Genomic DNA, 16,092 nt, shown 5'->3' on the forward strand with positions numbered 1-16,092 from the left:
GGGGGAAAAAGAAGGGGAGGGTCTTTGGGGGGGGGGCCCAACCAGGGGCCTTCCCTTTGTTCCCCTTTCCCGGGGGGCGGGTGCCACGGTCATGCGGGCGGGGGCGCCGAGGAGCCGCGGGCCACCAGATGCACGGGGAGGCTGCCGGGCTCGGCCGGCCGGTCGTCCAGGACCGCCAGCAGGGCGGCCATGCCGCGCTCCCCGACCTGCTCGGCGGGCAGCTGCACGGTGGTGAGCTCCGGTTCGACGGCCGTGGCCAGGGCCAGATCGTCGAACCCGGTGACGGACAGGTCGCCGGGCACCCGGAGGCCGAGCCTGCGGGCGGCCTTGCAGGCACCCGCGGCGAGGATGTCGTCGTCACAGACGAGGGCGGTGGGCCGGGGGCCCGGTGCGGCGAGCGTGCGCTCCGCCGCGATGCGGCCCGCATGGACGTCGAGCGCCGCCGCGACGGTCCGTACGGAGGTGCCGGGCACCGCCCGCAGCGAGTCGTGGAGCGCCCGGCCGCGCACCGCGAAGGTCCAGGAGTCGACCGCCGACGCCAGATGGACGAAGCGGCGGTGGCCGAGGGCGAGCAGATGGTCCGCCACCTGCCGCATTCCGTCGGCGATGTCCAGGTTGACGCGGGCCGCGACACCGGTGTCCGCCGGGTCGCTGTCGAGCATGATCAGTGGCAGGCCCGCGCCGCGCAGCTCGTCGAGCGCGCCGGCGGCCATGGAGGAGGCGATCACGCCGTCCAGGGAGGCGCTCGCCGAGGCGAAGGGGTCCCGGGCCGGACCGGTGCCGTCGGGGGACGGGTAGAGGACGACGCCGAAGCCGTGCTCGGCGGCGACCCCGGCGGCGCCGGTGTAGACGCGCGCGAAGAACTCGTTGGTGAGCGCGGGGACGACCAGCAGCGCGGTCCTGGTGCGGCCCAGCCGCAGGTTGCGGGCGGCGAGATTGGGCCGGTAGCCGAGTTCGTGGGCGGTACGGCGTACGCGTTCGGCGGTGGCCTCGGAGACCCTGCCGCGCCATTTGCCGCCGAGCACGAGGGAGACGGTGGCCTGCGAGACGCCTGCGGCCCGCGCGACATCGCGGCTGGTGGGCCGGGTCGGGGCGGGCTGTGGTGCGCTGGTCACTCGGGCCTCCGGGCCGGTCGGGGCAGGCGCCGTGAGGTGGACCTGCGGACTGGGCACATGGTACGTATGAACCTCGACGTTATACGTAAAACCTCGGGGTCGTCGGACCGCTCGGGGGAGAGGGGCGACCGACATGGCCGCGGGATATCTGGACATCCTCCGGGCGCGGCATGCCGCCCGGCTGCTGGCGGGGACCCTGGTGGGACGACTGCCGAACGGCACCGCCCCGGTCGCGATCGTGCTGTTCACCCGCGCCGAGGGCGGCACCTACACCCTGGCCGGCGCGCTCGCGGCCGTGTACGGGCTGGCCACCGCGGTCGGACAGCCGCTGCTGGGCCGTGCCGTGGACCTGTACGGCCAGCCGCGCGTCCAGCTCCCGGCCGCCGTGGTGTCGGCGCTGGGCATGTCCCTGCTGGCCCTGGTGGGCCTGGGATCGCTGCCGCTGGCCTACGGGGCGGTGGCGGTGGCCGGAGTGTTCACGCCGCCGCTGGAGGGCGGCCTGCGGGCCCTGTGGCCGAGCGTCCTGGGCCGTGAGGACCGGGTGCACCGGGCGTACGCCATGGACGCCGTCGCCCAGGAGGTCATGTTCACCGTGGGCCCGCTGCTGGTGACGGTGCTGGTCTCCTTCTGGTCACCCGCCGCAGCCCTGCTCGTCATCAACGCGATAGGGGTCCTGGGGGCGCTCTCCGTCGTTCTGTCCGAGCCCTCCCGGACCTGGCGCTCCGCACCCCGCGAGGCGCACTGGCTGGGCGCGCTGCGCTCACGGGGGCTGCTGGCGCTGCTGGGGTCGTTCTTCTTCGTCGGACTCGCGCTGGGCTCGATCACGGTGGCCGGCGTGGCCTACGCCGACGACCACGGCCGGGAGTCGGTGTACGGCTGGCTGATGGCCGCGCTCGGGCTGGGCGCGCTGATCGGCGGTGCCGTCTACGGGGCGCGGCAGTGGGCCGGGGCGCCGGAGCGCCGGCTGCGGGTCATCGTCGCGCTGCTGGCACTGGGCTATCTGCCGCTGATGCTGACCCCCGGAGTGGTCGCCATGACCGCACTGGCGGCAGTGGCCGGGGTCTTTCTGGCGCCCGCGATCGCGTGCTCCTTCATCGTGGTCGACCGGCATGCTCCGCGGGGCACCGTGACCGAGGCGTTCTCCTGGCTGGTGACGACGTTCGGGGTCGGCGCGGCGGCGGGAACGGCCGTGGCGGGCCCGGCCGTGGAGCTGGGCGGCACGTCGTGGAGTTTCGCCGTCGCGGGGGCCGGTGGGGTGGCGGCGCTGCTCGTCCTGCTGGCGACGGGAAGGGTACTGGCAGTTCCCGGGCGTACGGCCGTTGCCGTACAGGGATCGGAAAATGATCGAAACGGTGCTGTCGAACCCGGTTTCAGCTCAGGCCATCAGGCGTAATGTTCAGTCATGGACCGCCGCATTTTCGGGCTGGAGAACGAGTACGGCGTCACGTGCACGTTCAGGGGACAGCGCCGACTGTCCCCTGATGAAGTGGCGCGCTACCTCTTCCGCCGTGTTGTGTCATGGGGCCGCAGCAGCAATGTCTTTCTGCGGAACGGCGCCCGCCTCTACCTCGACGTGGGATCGCATCCGGAATATGCAACCCCCGAATGCGACAACCTGACCGAACTGGTCACCCACGACAAGGCCGGCGAGCGCATTCTCGAAGGCCTGCTCGTCGACGCCGAACGCCGCCTGCACGAGGAGGGAATCGCGGGCGACGTCTATCTCTTCAAGAACAACACCGACTCGGCGGGAAACTCCTACGGATGTCATGAGAACTACCTCGTGGCCCGGCACGGAGAATTCTCCCGGCTCGCGGACATCCTCATTCCCTTCCTCGTCACGAGGCAACTGATCTGCGGCGCGGGCAAGGTGCTGCAGACCCCCCGGGGCGCGGTCTACTGCGTCAGCCAGCGTGCCGAGCACATCTGGGAGGGCGTCAGTTCCGCGACCACGCGCTCCCGCCCGATCATCAATACACGTGACGAACCGCACGCGGACGCGGAGCGGTACCGCCGCCTCCACGTCATCGTCGGCGACTCCAACATGTCCGAGACGACCATGCTGCTCAAGGTCGGCGCGACCGATCTGGTGCTCCGCATGATCGAAGCGGGCACGGTGATGCGGGATCTGACGCTGGAGAACCCGATCCGGGCGATCCGGGAGGTCAGTCACGACACCACGGGGCAGCGCAAGGTGCGCCTGGCCAGTGGCCGCGAGGCGTCCGCCATCGAGGTGCAGCGCGAGTACTACGAGAAGGCCGTCGACTTCGTCGACCGCCGTGGCATCCGCACCGGAACCGTCGCACAGGTCCTGGAGCTCTGGGGCCGTACGCTCGACGCGATCGAGGCCGAGGACCTCGACCGGATCGAGACCGAGATCGACTGGGTGATGAAGTACAAGCTCATCGAGCGGTACCGGGCCAAGCACAACATGACCATGTCGCATCCGCGGGTCGCCCAGATAGACCTCGCGTACCACGACATCCACCGGCGTCGCGGCCTGTACTACCTGCTGGAGCGCAAGGGACAGGCCGCCCGCATCTGCAACGACCTGAAGATCTTCGAGGGCAAGTCCGTGCCCCCGCAGACGACCAGGGCGCGGCTGCGCGGCGACTTCATCCGCAGGGCGCAGGAGCAGCGGCGGGACTTCACCGTCGACTGGGTCCACCTCAAGCTCAACGACCAGGCGCAGCGCACCGTGTTGTGCAAGGACCCGTTCCGTTCGGTGGACGACCGGGTGGAGAAACTGATCGCGGGTATGTGAGCCGGCACAGGACGTTCCCGGCCGAAGACGCGACGCGGGCCCCGTACGTTCCTCGTGCGGGGCCCTGCGTACGCCCTAGAGTGTCGGGGACTCAACCAACTGTGCCGTCTGAGATCTGAGGAACAAGTGCGCCGACTTGCCGGCCTTCTCGTCGTCCCCCTGTTGCTGCTGACAGCGGCTTGCGGCGGCGAAAAGGGCTCCGATTCCGTTTCCGCTTCCGCCACGTCGAAGGACGGGTTCCCCGCGATCACCGCGGGCGCGAAATTCGGTGAGAAGCCGACCCTGGCCAAGGGCACCGGGAACCCGTCCAAGGAGCTGAAGACCCGAGTCGTCAGCCAGGGAGACGGCGCCACGCTCAAGAACGGCGACGCGATCCAGGTCAACTATCTCGGCCAGTCCTGGGACTCCGACAAGCCCTTCGACAACAGCTTCGACCGCAAGCAGCCGTTCGATCTGACGCTCGGCGCCGGCATGGTCATCCAGGGCTGGGACAAGGGCCTCGTCGGCCAGAAGGTCGGCAGCAGGGTCCAGCTGGTCATTCCGCCGGACCTCGGTTACGGCGCCCAGGGCCAGGGCGACATCAAGCCCAACGCCACGCTCGTCTTCGTCGTCGACGTCCTGAAGGCGACGCAGATCCCGGCCTCCGCCAAGGGCACCGAGGTCGCCCAGGACAACATCGACCTGCCGAAGGTCGGCACCAACACGGACGGCAAGGCCCCCAAGGTCACCGTCCCGACCAAGAGCGACCCGCCGACGAAGCTCGTCTCCAACTACATCCTGGAGTCCAAGGGCGAGGTCGTGAAGGACACCGACAGCGTCGTCGTGAACTACGTCGGACTGCTGTGGAAGGACGGCAAGACGTTCGACAGCACCTACAGCGCGGGCAAGACGCAGACCTTCCCGCTCGCCCAGGTGACCCTGAAGGGGCTGAAGAACGGTCTGGTCGGCAAGAAGATCGGCAGCCGGGTGCTGCTCGTCATCCCGCCGGACCAGGGCTTCGGTGACAAGGCGCAGCAGACCATCCCCGCCAAGTCCACGCTGGTCTTCGCCGTGGACCTCCTGGCAAAGATGTAAGACTGTCCCGGTTGCCCAGTTCATCATCAAGAGGAGCAAGTCAGTGAGCATCGAGAAGCCCGAGATCGACTTCCCGGGTGGCGAGCCGCCGGCCGAGCTGGAGATCAAGGACATCTGGGAGGGCGACGGCGCGGTCGCCAAGGCGGGCGCCACCGTCTCCGTCCACTACGTGGGCGTGGCCTTCTCCAGCGGCGAGGAGTTCGACGCCTCCTGGAACCGTGGCACCCCGCTGCAGTTCCAGCTCGGTGCCGGCCAGGTCATCGCCGGCTGGGACCAGGGTGTGCAGGGCATGAAGGTCGGCGGTCGTCGCCAGCTGACCATTCCCGCGCACCTCGCGTACGGCGACCGCGGCGCCGGTGGCGGCCGCATCGCGCCCGGCGAGACGCTGATCTTCGTCTGCGACCTGGTCGCCGTCTGATCCGCACCCGTGCGATGCGAGGGCCCGTGCCGCGAGGCACGGGCCCTCGCTTTTGTCCCGACACCGCGTAGCGGTACGGTCGACGGTCGTAGAGCGAAACAGAAAGGGCGTCGATGGCGATTGCCAAGGCCGAGCGGCTGATGAACCTGGCGCTGTGTCTGCTGGGGACCCGCCGTCCGCTCAGCAAGCGCGAGCTGCGCGGTTCCATCGAGGCCTATCTGGAAGCGGGCTCCGACGACGCCTTCAACCGGATGTTCGAGCGCGACAAGGACGATCTGCGCGAGCTCGGCCTGATCATCGAGACCGTGGAGAACCTGGACGGCGACACGGGATATCTCGCCCGCCGCGACAGCAACCGGCTGCCCCCGATCACGCTGGACGCCGAGGAGGCCGCCGCGCTCGGACTGGCCGCCAAGGTCTGGCAGCAGGCGCGGCTGGCCGGCGCGGCCAGCGGCGCGCTGCAGAAGCTGCGGGCCGCCGGCATGCCGGAGGCCGAGGACGCGTACGAGGTGCACAGTGCCCTCGAACCGCGCATCCCCGTCCACGAGGCGGCGTTCGAGCCGCTGATGCTGGCCTGCCGCGACCGCCGCCCGGTGACCTTCGACTACCGCAAGGGCAACGCCGCCAAGCCCGAACAGCGCCAGGTCGAGCCGTGGACCCTGGAGTGCTGGCGCGGACACTGGTATCTGGCCGGCTGGGACCGGGACCGCGGCGCCGAGCGGGTGTTCCGGCTCTCCCGGATCACCGGCCGGGTCCGCTCCCGGGCCGGGGCGTTCACCACCGAGGTGCCCGACGTCGTGACCGTGCGCGAGACCGTCGAGAGCTGGGCGGGGGAGACGGCCACCAGGACCGCGCTGATCAGGCTGCGCACCGGGGCCGGCTACCCGCTGCGCTCGCGCGCCGTGTCGGTCCGGGAACTCGGGAACGGGTGGGACGAGTTGGAGATTCCGTACGGACACGGCCTGGACGCCTGGCTCGTCGAATTCGGTCCGGACGTCGTCGTACAGGAACCCGCCGACCTGCGGGCCGATGTGGTGGACCGGCTGCGCGCCGTGGCCAAGGACTGAGGGGGAGGACCGTATTCATGGCGACGAACGCGATCGACCAGACCCGCCGGATGCTCTCCCTGGTGACGTATCTGCGTGAGCGCCCCGGCGCCCATGTCCAGGACGTCGCCCGCGCCTTCGGGATCACCGAGGACGAACTGATCTCGGACCTCGACGTGCTGCCCATGTGCGGTACGAGCTTCCGCGGCGGGGACCTGCTGGACATCGACACCGACGGCGACCGCATCTGGTGGCACAACCCGGACGACGTCGCCGAGCCCCTGCGGCTCGCGGCCGACGAGGCGACGGCCCTCCTGGTCGCCGCCCGTGCCGTGGCCACGCTGCCGGGACTGCGCGAGAGCGACCGGCAGGCGCTGCTGCGGGCCACCGCGAAGCTGGAGACCGCGGCCGGTGAGGTGGGGGCGGCGAGCTCGCGGCTCTCGGTCACCTTCGAGTCCGAGGGCGGTGTCTTCGCCGATGTCGACCGGGCGATCTCCGAGCGGCGCAGGCTCTGGCTGCGTTACTACTCGCCCGCGCGTGACGAGCTCACCGAGCGCGAGGTGGACCCGATCCGGCTGTTCGCCGTGGGGCACACCTACATGGAGGCCTGGTGCAGGTCGTCCGAGGACCGGCGTACGTTCCGGCTCGACCGGGTCGCCGAGATCCGGTTGCTGGACGAGCCCGCCGCGCCGCCCGAGCTGGAGCTGCGGGATCTGTCCGAGGGGCTCGTCCAGCCGGCCGCCGAGGACCCGGAAGTCGTCGTCGAGGTGGGTCCCGGCGGACGCTGGGTCGCCGAGTACTACCCGCACGACAGCGCGCAGGAGCTGCCCGACGGCGGGCTGCGGATCGTCCTGCGCACCCCCGACCCGGCCTCGCTGCGCAGGCTCGCGCTGCGACTGGGCGGCGAAGGCCGCATCGTCTCCCCGCCGGAGCTGGCGCAGAGCGCACAGCAGGCGGCCCGTGCGGCGCTCGCCGCGTACGACGAACCGGTCCGAGCGGAAACCTGAGGGAGATATGAGCAATATGTCTGTGGTGTCAGGTGTTCCGACCGTGGTGGTGCCCGAGTCCGTGCGGTTCAAGGCCGCTTGCCCGGACTGCCGCGAGCGGTTCGAGCTGGCCGCGGCCGCCATTCGCCTCGTGGTGGGGGCGAGTCGTCGGACGACGTTCTACTCCTTCACCTGCCCGCAGTGCCGTGCGGCCGTCCGCAAGCCCGCGGGGGAGCGGATAGTCGAGCTCCTCAGCCGGGGCGGGGTGCGGACGCTGCGCCTCCACACCACCAGCTTCTAGAAAACGCCCACGCAGTCGGACACCTAGACACATCGAGGCTCTGCGCATGTTCTGGCCCATGCTCGCCATCGCCCTGGGATTTCTCGGGATCGCCGTTCTCGGTGCGCTGGCCGTCAAGGTCTTCATCGAGGCACAGCGGCTCGGGCATCAGGTGACGCGGACCACCCAGCGCATCAACCGGGCTGCGGAGGACCTCGAAAGGGCGGCGACGGACCTTGCCGCGACCGGCGAGGCGCTGCGCTAGACGTTGACGCCCCATCTGTCCGTACACGGCTGTGAGCAGGGCAGATGGATCAGGGCGGGCGCGGCCTCCTGTTTCGCGGGTTCGGAGGGTACGCTGCTGAAGGCGGCCCTGAGAGCGAGGCATGGGCCGTAATCGCAAGGATGCATGGGTATTGCCCTGCGTTTACTCCTGCGGGATACGATCGCTGACGGTAAGAAGATCGGACGTCTGTCCGAGGTTCCATCCGCCCCACCCCTGCTGCCTCGGTGAGAAGGTACACGCATATGTTCGGAAGGCTCGGCGCTCCCGAGATCATCCTGATCCTCGTCGTCATTGTTCTGCTGTTCGGCGCGAAGAAGCTTCCTGACATGGCTCGCTCGCTCGGCAAGTCGGCCCGCATCCTCAAGAGCGAGGCCAAGGCCATGAAGTCCGAGGGCAGCCCGTCGGCGACCCCGGCCGAGCCGGCCGCCAACGACGCCGCCCAGGACCAGGCCGCCCCGCGCACCATCAAGGCAGCCCCCGGCGACGTGAGCAGTTCGCGTCCGGTCGCGGAGCCGACCGACTCGACCAAGCGCTGACAAGAAACGGGCCGACGCAGGCGCCGCGATCGGTGACGGCCTGCTGCACGAGATGAGGACGTGGGTTGCTCAAGTCTGCCCGCAAGCAGGAGACGGACCCAGAGGGCCGCATGCCCCTGGTGGAGCACCTGCGTGAGCTGCGTAACCGGTTGGCCAAGGGGCTGCTCGGGATCGTCGTCGTCACGATCGTGGCTGCGTTCTACTACAAGGGGATCATCGAGTTCTTCACCGACCCGGTGCTGAAGTCGGTCGGCTGCGCGTCGAGCTTCGCCGAGCTCGCCAAGCAGGAGGACGGTACCTGCGCGCGTATCGTCCTGAACGGTCTGCTCACCCCGTTCACCCTCGCCCTCAAGGTCTCCTTGATGGCCGGTGTCGTCCTTTCCTCGCCGGTCTGGCTCTATCAGTTGTGGGCCTTCGTCGCCCCGGGCCTGCACAAGCACGAGAAGAAGTACTCGCTCGCCTTCGTCGGCGCGGGATTCCCGCTCTTCCTCGCCGGTGGCTTCTTCGCGTACAAGACGCTGCCCACGATGGCGCGGGTGCTTCTGGAGTTCTCGCCGGCCGACCTGGACAACCAGCTGCCGCTGGACGATCTGCTCGATCTGATCACACGCATGGTGGTCGTCTTCGGGCTCTCGTTCGAACTGCCGCTGCTGCTCGTCATGCTGAACTTCGGCGGGGTCGTCACCGGCAAGCGGATGCTCGGCTGGTGGCGGGGCATGATCATGGGCATCACGGTCTTCGCGGCGGTGGCCACGCCCAGCACCGACCCGGTCAGCATGCTGGGGCTCGCCGGACCGATCTGGGTGCTCTACTTCGTGGCCACGGCGATCTCGCTCCTCAACGACCGCCGCAGGGCACAGATCGTGGCAGCCGGGCCCGCCGACGACGAGGCCTCGGAGCTGGACCTCACCCCCGAGGACATCGGTGAGATCGAATCGGTCTCGTCCAGCCGGTCGTTGCCCACCCAGGCGAGCTCGGACCATGACCGGGTCAACGGTTACGACGACATCACCTGACCTTGTAGGGTCCCGGGGTGACCAGCGAGATCACCCTCTTCGTCAATCCCACCGCAGGACGCGGCCGGGGCGCGCACGCCGCGCAGCCGGCCGCTTCCGCGTTGCGGGACGCAGGATTCTCCGTGCGTACGGTTCTCGGTGAGGATGCCGACGACGCCCTGCGGCGGGCCCGTGCGGCCGTCGCGGCCGGGACCGGTGCCCTGATAGCCGTCGGCGGGGACGGCATGATGTCCCTCGCCCTGCAGGCGGTCGCGGGAACGATGACCCCGCTCGGGGTCGTGGCCGTAGGCACCGGCAACGACTTCGCCCGCGCGCTCGGGCTGCCGATACGGGACCCCGCCGCCGCCGGACGGCTGGCCGCCGAGGCGCTCAAGGGCGGTGCCGTCCGCGAGATCGACCTGGGCCGGGTCGGTGAGCGGTGGTTCGGGTCGGTGCTCGCCTCCGGCTTCGACTCCCGGGTCAACGACCGCGGGAACCGGATGCGGTGGGTCGGCGGACGGTTCAAGTACGACCTCGCGATCCTCGCCGAACTCGCCGCGTTCAAGCCCATTCCGTACCGCATCAGGCTGGACGGCGGACCGGTCCGGGAGATCGAGGCGACGCTCATCGCCGTCGGCAACGGATCGACGTACGGCGGCGGCATGCGGATCTGCGCCGACGCCGTGATGGACGACGGGCTCTTCGACGTGACCGTCGTCGGGGACTGCAGCCGCACGACCCTGCTGAAGGTCTTCCCCCGCGTCTACAGGGGAACGCACCTCGGCCATCCCGAGGTCACCGTGCACCGGGTCTCCTCGATCGAGCTGGCCGCAGCCGGTGTCACGGCGTACGCGGACGGTGAACAACTCGGGTCGCTGCCACTGACCGCGGACTGCGTGCCGGGCGCGGTGAGAGTGCTCGCACCCGCTGCTCCCACCGGGATTTAAAGATCGCGCCTGCTGTCAGAGGTGGCGGGTAGGCTCGTAAGCAAGATGACAGAGGACCTCTCACCAGCTGAGCGATACCAGGCTTCTCGGATCCGCGCCGCCGAGCAGGCCACCGCACTCGCGCCCTTCCGCGAGCTGTACGAATTCGATCTGGACCCCTACCAGATCGAGGCCTGCGAGGCCCTGGAGGCCGGCAAGGGGGTGCTCGTCGCCGCCCCGACCGGCTCGGGCAAGACGATCGTCGGCGAGTTCGCCGTGCACCTCGCCCTCGCACAGGGCCGCAAGTGCTTCTACACCACCCCCATCAAGGCCCTGTCCAACCAGAAGTTCGCCGATCTGGTCAAGCGCTACGGACCGGAGAAGGTCGGCCTGCTGACCGGCGACAACAGCGTCAACGCCGATGCCCCGGTGGTCGTCATGACCACAGAGGTGCTGCGGAACATGCTGTACGCGGGTTCGCAGGCGCTGCGGGGCCTGGGCCATGTGGTGATGGACGAGGTGCATTACCTCTCCGACCGCTTCCGGGGTGCCGTCTGGGAGGAAGTGATCATTCACCTCCCGGACTCCGTGACCCTCGTGTCACTGTCGGCGACCGTGTCGAACGCCGAGGAGTTCGGCGACTGGCTGGACACCGTCCGCGGCGACACCCAGGTGATCGTCTCCGAGCACCGCCCCGTGCCGCTCTGGCAGCATGTGCTGGCCGGCCGCCGGATGTACGACCTCTTCGAGGAGGAGACCGACCACGGCGGCCGCGGTGCCGGACGCCGCGAGGTCAACCCCGACCTCGTCCGGCTCGCCCGGATGGAGAACCAGCGCGGGTACAACCCGCGTGAGCGCCGCCGCGGCAAGATGGTCCGCGAGGCGGATCGTGAGCGCGAGCGGCGTCAGCGCAGCCGGATCTGGACCCCGGCCAGGCCCGAGGTCATCGACCGGCTGGATGCCGAAGGGCTGCTCCCCGCCATCACGTTCATCTTCAGCCGGGCCGGCTGCGAGGCCGCCGTGCAGCAGTGCCTGCACGCCGGACTGCGGCTCAACGACGAGGACAAGCGACGCCTGGTCCGCGAGATCGTCGAGGCGCGGACCGCGTCCATTCCCGGCGAGGACCTCCATGTCCTGGGCTATTACGAATGGCTCGAAGGGCTGGAGCGGGGCATCGCCGCGCACCACGCGGGCATGCTCCCGACGTTCAAGGAAGTCGTCGAGGAGCTGTTCGTACGCGGGCTCGTCAAGGCCGTCTTCGCCACGGAGACCCTCGCCCTCGGCATCAACATGCCCGCGCGCTCGGTGGTGTTGGAGAAGCTCGTCAAGTGGAACGGCGAGCAGCACGCCGACATCACTCCCGGCGAGTACACCCAGCTGACCGGGCGGGCCGGGCGGCGCGGCATCGATGTCGAGGGCCACGCGGTGGTGCTGTGGCAGCGCGGCATGGATCCGGGGGCACTGGCCGGACTCGCGGGCACGCGTACGTACCCGCTGCGGTCCAGCTTCCGGCCCTCCTACAACATGGCCGTCAACCTGGTGCAGCAGTTCGGGCGGCACCGTTCGCGCGAGCTGCTGGAGACCTCCTTCGCGCAGTTCCAGGCGGACCGGTCGGTGGTCGGTATCTCCCGGCAGGTCCAGAAGAACGAAGAGGGGCTGGAGGGCTACCGGGAGGGCATGACCTGCCACCTCGGTGACTTCGAGGAGTACGCGCGGCTGCGCCGCGACCTCAAGGACCGGGAGACCGAGCTCGCCAAGCGGGGCGCGACGCAGCGGCGGGCCGAGGCCGCGGCGTCCCTGGAGAAGCTCAAGCCCGGCGATGTCATCCACGTGCCCACCGGCAAGTTCGCCGGGCTGGCACTGGTCCTCGACCCCGGACTGCCCGCCGGGCGGACCAACGGGCACGGCCACCGCGGGCTCGAATACCACGACGGGCCGCGGCCGTTGGTGCTCACGGCCGAGCGGCAGGTCAAGCGGCTCGCCTCGATCGACTTCCCGGTTCCGGTGGAGGCGCTGGAGCGGATGCGGGTGCCGAAGTCGTTCAACCCGCGCTCCCCGCAGTCGCGCCGCGACCTGGCCTCCGCGCTGCGGACCAAGGCCGGGCACATAGTGCCCGAGCGGCACCGCAAGGGGCGGTCCGCCGCGGCCGACGACCGGGAGATCGCCCGCTACCGGGCGGAGTTGCGCGCGCACCCCTGCCACGGGTGCGCCGAGCGCGAGGACCATGCGCGTTGGGCCGAGCGATATCACCGGTTGCAGCGCGACACGAGGCAGTTGGAGCGGCGGATCGAGGGGCGGACGAACACGATCGCCCGCACCTTCGACCGGATCGTCGCGCTGCTCACCGAGCTCGACTATCTGCGGGGCAATGAGGTCACCGAGCACGGGCGCCGCCTGGCGCGGCTCTACGGCGAGCTCGATCTGCTGGCGAGCGAATGCCTGCGGGCGGGTGTGTGGGAGGGGCTGAACCCTGCCGAACTCGCGGCGTGCGTCTCGGCGTTGGTGTACGAGGCGCGGCAGGCCGATGACGCGGTGGCGCCGAAGCTGCCATCGGGGCCCGCGAAGACCGCGATGGGTGAAATGGTCCGGATCTGGGGCCGGCTCGACGCCCTGGAAGAGGACTTCAAGATCAACCAGGCGGAGGGTGTCGGGCAGCGCGAACCCGATCTGGGCTTTGCCTGGGCGGTCTATATGTGGGCGTCGGGGCGGTCGCTGGACGAGGTGCTGGGCGAGGCGGAGATGCCGGCCGGGGACTTCGTGCGGTGGTGCAAGCAGGTGATCGACGTGCTGGGGCAGATTGCGGCTGCGGCGCCGCGGGACGGGAGTACCGTGGCGCGGAATGCGCACAAGGCGGTGGATGCGGTGTTGCGGGGGGTTGTGGCGTACAGCTCTGTGGGGTGAGGGTTCCGCGGGGGTGCGGATTCCAGGGCGGGGTGCGGGGGTGGAGTGCGGTGGGGTGTTGCGGTGCGGTGCGGGGGTGCGCCTGCGGCGGGCCTGTTCCCCTACCCGCCCCTTCCCGTAACCGGAGGATCCGCCCCCGGACCCCCGCTCCTCAATCGCCGGAGGGGCTGAAGATGTGTGCCGGACGGGCTGCTTCTCGTTTGGCTACTTCCTCGCGGACTGTCGGGATGACGTGCCGGCCGAAGTCGATGGCGTCGTCCAGCAGGTCGTAGCCACGGGCCGAGAGGATTTCCACGCCGAGGTCGTAGTAGTCCAGCAACGCCTGTGCCACTGTCTCCGGCGTTCCGACCAGGGCCGTCGAATTGCCGGCGCCGCCTGTCTCCGCCGCGGTCGGTGTCCACAGGGCGCGGTCGTGGCGCTCGCTCTCGGCGGCCACCGCGAGGAGTCGTCGGGAGCCGGCGTTCTCCGGGTCGGTCAGCGGGTGACGGCGGCTCAGTGGCGTGCCGGCCTTGCGGGCCTTGATCCGGGCCAGGGTGCGGTGGGCCTTCTCCCAGGCCAGTTCCTCGGTGGGTGCGATGATCGGGCGGAAGGCGACCTGGATCCTCGGCACGTCCGTGCGGCCCGCCGCCTTCGCGGCCTCCTTCACCGAGGCGATCTGCTCCGCGGTCTGTGCCAGCGGCTCGCCCCACAGGCAGTAGATGTCGGCCTCGGCGCCCCCCGCCGCGTACGCCGCAGGCGAGGAACCCCCGAACGAGACCTGCGGATGCGGTTGTTGCACGGGGAAGGTGTCGCTGACGAAGTCGTCGAAGCGGTAGTGCGTGCCCTCGTGGTCGAAGGGCTCGTGCGACGTCCAGGCCTTCTTGATGATCTGGATGGCCTCACGGGTGCGTGCGTACCGCTCGTCCTTGGTCAGGAAGTCGCCCTCGCGCTGCTGCTCGTGGTCATTGCCTCCGGTGATGAAGTGCACGGCGAGGCGGCCGTCGCTGATCCGGTCCAGGGTCGCGAAGGTCTTGGCCGCGAACGTCGGGTACGAGACGTTGGGGCGGTGCGCCACCAGGATCTGGAGCTTCTCGGTGCGGGCCGCTACGTAGGCGGCGGCCGGGGACGGATCGGGGGAGCCGGAGCCGTAGGCGAACAGGACCCGGTCCCAGCCGTGGTCCTCGTGCGCGCGGGCCAGCTTGAGCGTGTACTCCTTGTCGAAGGACGCCCCGGAGCGGGGTGTCACTTCGGAACCTTCGTTCGTTGCTGCGATGCCGAGAAACTCGACGGGCATGGCGAAGCCTCATCTCGTGCTGCGGAAAACCGGTGGTGTGAAGTGCTGACGCGGGAACGGTCAGCGGCAACACGAGGCGGACCACACTCGACCGAAGTCGATGTGGTCACGGGTGACCAGCCGCAGCTGAGGGCGCATCTGCCCAGTGGAACAGGTGTGTTGGTGACCAGTCAACCGTTTCAGGGACCAATGGCCGGGACCCGACCCGGCGTCAGGACGCCGGGGCCAGCAGGGCCGCGATCCGGGCCAGGCGTTCGTCGGTGTCCGCCGGGCCCATCAGCATCATGCCGAACGGCCGGCCGTCCACCTCACCGGCGGGGGCCGCCACCGCGCACAGGCCGAGCAGGTTGGTGGAGCTGGTGAACCGGCCGAGGCGGGCATTGACGCCCACCGGGTCCGCGGCGACCTCGGCGAGGGTGGGATGCCCCGGCGTGGTGGGCAGCAGGAGCGCGTCCGCGTCGCCGAGTGCGGCCGTCGCGGCGGTGCGGAGGACGGCCAGCCGGGCCTGGTCGGCGAAGAGCCGGTGTGCCGGGATGTCGCGGGCCGCGGTGATGATCCGGGCCACCGTGGGATCGAGGTCGGGCGCGGTGGGCGCGCCGTCGATGAAAGCGCCGACCGCGGTGTAGCGCTCGGCGACGAACGCACCGCCGTACAGCAGCGCACCGGCCTCGGTGAACGGTGTCGGATCGATCGGCCGGAGCAGCGCCCCCGCCGCGCGGAGCCGGGCGGCCGTCGACTCGTACGCCGCCGCCCAGCCCGGGTCCAGCTCGCCGAGCTGCCCGGTGGGCGGGACCGCGATCCGCCAGGGGCCCGGAACTCGGGAGCGGTCGGGCCGCGGGGCCCGGATGGCCATCAGGGCCATCGCCTGTTCGGCCTCGGGGAGCGTACGGGCGAAGACGGTGACGCAGTCCAGGCTCGCGCAGGCGGGCACCACCCCGTCCGTCGGGACGAGACCCCGGGTCGGCTTCAGCCCGAAGACGCCGTTGAACGCGGCGGGAACACGGCCGGAGCCCGCCGTGTCCGTACCCAGCGCGAGATCCACGATGCCCAGGGCCACGGCGACCGCCGAACCGGAGCTGGAGCCGCCGCCGACCCGGTACGGATCCTGCGCCGAGGCCACCGCGCCGTACGGGGAACGGGTGCCGGTCAGACCGGTGGCGAACTGGTCCAGATTGGTCGTGCCGATCACCAGGGCTCCGGCGGCCCGCAGCCGGGCCACCGCCGGGGCGTCGGAGTCCGGCTCGTACGCGTACGAGGGACAGCCCGCGGTGGTGGGGAGGCCGGCCACGTCGATGTTGCCCTTGACGGCCAGCAGACGGCCCGCGAGGGGGAGGAACTCGCCTGCGGCCAGACGGGTTTCGAGCTGCTCGGCCTCCGCCTCCACGTCTTCCCGGGGCCGCAGACCGATCCAGAGCTCGGGGCGCTCCACCGCTTCGACGAGGGCGTGGGCGGCCCGGACACGGGTGAGGACGGGGGAGGTCGTCGGCGCCAT

Annotated in this window: 14 protein-coding genes and 1 pseudogene; 12 read left to right on the top strand and 3 right to left on the bottom strand. The window is 70.3% G+C overall.

The features are described from left to right. Positions 1–89: 89 nt before the first annotated feature. Positions 90–1,115, bottom strand: a complete 1,026-nt coding sequence (locus tag ACFV8T_RS11120; RefSeq protein WP_385326498.1) for a LacI family DNA-binding transcriptional regulator — start codon at positions 1,113–1,115, stop codon at positions 90–92. Between the two features lie 133 nt (positions 1,116–1,248). On the opposite strand from ACFV8T_RS11120, the gene ACFV8T_RS11125 reads away from it, so the two are divergent. From ACFV8T_RS11125 to ACFV8T_RS11180, 12 genes are all read left to right on the top strand, one after another. Next, the gene (locus ACFV8T_RS11125) at positions 1,249–2,508 is read left to right on the top strand and encodes an MFS transporter (RefSeq protein WP_385326500.1); all 1,260 of its coding nucleotides are present in this window, start codon (positions 1,249–1,251) and stop codon (positions 2,506–2,508) included. Between the two features lie 9 nt (positions 2,509–2,517). Beyond that, the gene (gene pafA, locus ACFV8T_RS11130) at positions 2,518–3,879 is read left to right on the top strand and encodes a Pup--protein ligase (RefSeq protein WP_266421641.1); all 1,362 of its coding nucleotides are present in this window, start codon (positions 2,518–2,520) and stop codon (positions 3,877–3,879) included. A gap of 126 nt (positions 3,880–4,005) precedes the next feature. Continuing rightward, the gene (locus tag ACFV8T_RS11135) at positions 4,006–4,953 is read left to right on the top strand and encodes an FKBP-type peptidyl-prolyl cis-trans isomerase (protein WP_385326502.1); all 948 of its coding nucleotides are present in this window, start codon (positions 4,006–4,008) and stop codon (positions 4,951–4,953) included. A 43-nt stretch (positions 4,954–4,996) separates the two neighbouring features. Continuing rightward, the gene (locus tag ACFV8T_RS11140) at positions 4,997–5,371 is read left to right on the top strand and encodes an FKBP-type peptidyl-prolyl cis-trans isomerase (protein ID WP_266421645.1); all 375 of its coding nucleotides are present in this window, start codon (positions 4,997–4,999) and stop codon (positions 5,369–5,371) included. 113 nt (positions 5,372–5,484) lie between these two features. Continuing rightward, the gene (locus ACFV8T_RS11145; protein ID WP_326764656.1) at positions 5,485–6,438 is read left to right on the top strand and encodes a WYL domain-containing protein; all 954 of its coding nucleotides are present in this window, start codon (positions 5,485–5,487) and stop codon (positions 6,436–6,438) included. 17 nt (positions 6,439–6,455) lie between these two features. Beyond that, positions 6,456–7,424 carry a helix-turn-helix transcriptional regulator gene (locus ACFV8T_RS11150; RefSeq protein WP_385326504.1) on the top strand — a complete coding sequence of 323 codons (969 nt, stop codon included), beginning with the start codon at positions 6,456–6,458 and terminating at the stop codon, positions 7,422–7,424. Between the two features lie 7 nt (positions 7,425–7,431). After that, a complete protein-coding gene (locus ACFV8T_RS11155) occupies positions 7,432–7,704 on the top strand; it encodes a hypothetical protein (protein WP_385326505.1) in 273 nt (90 codons plus the stop codon). 46 nt (positions 7,705–7,750) lie between these two features. Further along, positions 7,751–7,948, top strand: coding sequence for a hypothetical protein (locus ACFV8T_RS11160; protein ID WP_385326507.1), 198 nt, complete (start codon positions 7,751–7,753; stop codon positions 7,946–7,948). Positions 7,949–8,211: 263 nt separating this feature from the next. Then, on the top strand, positions 8,212–8,505 hold the full coding sequence (gene tatA, locus ACFV8T_RS11165; RefSeq protein WP_266421656.1) for a Sec-independent protein translocase subunit TatA: 294 nt from the start codon (positions 8,212–8,214) through the stop codon (positions 8,503–8,505). 65 nt (positions 8,506–8,570) lie between these two features. Next, the gene (gene tatC, locus ACFV8T_RS11170) at positions 8,571–9,521 is read left to right on the top strand and encodes a twin-arginine translocase subunit TatC (RefSeq protein WP_385326509.1); all 951 of its coding nucleotides are present in this window, start codon (positions 8,571–8,573) and stop codon (positions 9,519–9,521) included. Positions 9,522–9,538: 17 nt separating this feature from the next. Beyond that, positions 9,539–10,447: a diacylglycerol kinase gene (locus tag ACFV8T_RS11175; protein WP_385326511.1), complete on the top strand. Its 909-nt coding sequence runs from the start codon at positions 9,539–9,541 to the stop codon at positions 10,445–10,447. A 45-nt stretch (positions 10,448–10,492) separates the two neighbouring features. Beyond that, entirely contained in the window at positions 10,493–13,327 is a 2,835-nt protein-coding gene (locus ACFV8T_RS11180; protein ID WP_385326512.1) for a DEAD/DEAH box helicase, read from the top strand. A 151-nt stretch (positions 13,328–13,478) separates the two neighbouring features. Here ACFV8T_RS11180 and ACFV8T_RS11185 read toward each other — a convergent pair whose 3' ends face one another. Then, the gene (locus tag ACFV8T_RS11185) at positions 13,479–14,600 is read right to left on the bottom strand and encodes an LLM class flavin-dependent oxidoreductase (RefSeq protein WP_385326513.1); all 1,122 of its coding nucleotides are present in this window, start codon (positions 14,598–14,600) and stop codon (positions 13,479–13,481) included. A 220-nt stretch (positions 14,601–14,820) separates the two neighbouring features. Further along, positions 14,821–16,092: pseudogene (locus ACFV8T_RS11190) on the bottom strand (allophanate hydrolase); the annotation flags it as partial.

The organism is Streptomyces sp. NPDC059832, assembly GCF_042731715.1.
Classification (GTDB): domain Bacteria; phylum Actinomycetota; class Actinomycetes; order Streptomycetales; family Streptomycetaceae; genus Streptomyces.

What these genes read in the sequence shown, in the direction of transcription:
- ACFV8T_RS11125 (WP_385326500.1), top strand. Translation starts at nt 1,249, where the DNA reads ATGGCCGCGGGATATCTGGACATCCTCCGGGCGCGGCATGCCGCCCGG.
- pafA (WP_266421641.1), top strand. Translation starts at nt 2,518, where the DNA reads ATGGACCGCCGCATTTTCGGGCTGGAGAACGAGTACGGCGTCACGTGC.
- ACFV8T_RS11145 (WP_326764656.1), top strand. Translation starts at nt 5,485, where the DNA reads ATGGCGATTGCCAAGGCCGAGCGGCTGATGAACCTGGCGCTGTGTCTG.
- ACFV8T_RS11150 (WP_385326504.1), top strand. Translation starts at nt 6,456, where the DNA reads ATGGCGACGAACGCGATCGACCAGACCCGCCGGATGCTCTCCCTGGTG.
- ACFV8T_RS11155 (WP_385326505.1), top strand. Translation starts at nt 7,432, where the DNA reads ATGAGCAATATGTCTGTGGTGTCAGGTGTTCCGACCGTGGTGGTGCCC.
- ACFV8T_RS11160 (WP_385326507.1), top strand. Translation starts at nt 7,751, where the DNA reads ATGTTCTGGCCCATGCTCGCCATCGCCCTGGGATTTCTCGGGATCGCC.
- tatA (WP_266421656.1), top strand. Translation starts at nt 8,212, where the DNA reads ATGTTCGGAAGGCTCGGCGCTCCCGAGATCATCCTGATCCTCGTCGTC.
- ACFV8T_RS11180 (WP_385326512.1), top strand. Translation starts at nt 10,493, where the DNA reads ATGACAGAGGACCTCTCACCAGCTGAGCGATACCAGGCTTCTCGGATC.
- ACFV8T_RS11185 (WP_385326513.1), bottom strand. Translation starts at nt 14,600, where the DNA reads ATGCCCGTCGAGTTTCTCGGCATCGCAGCAACGAACGAAGGTTCCGAA.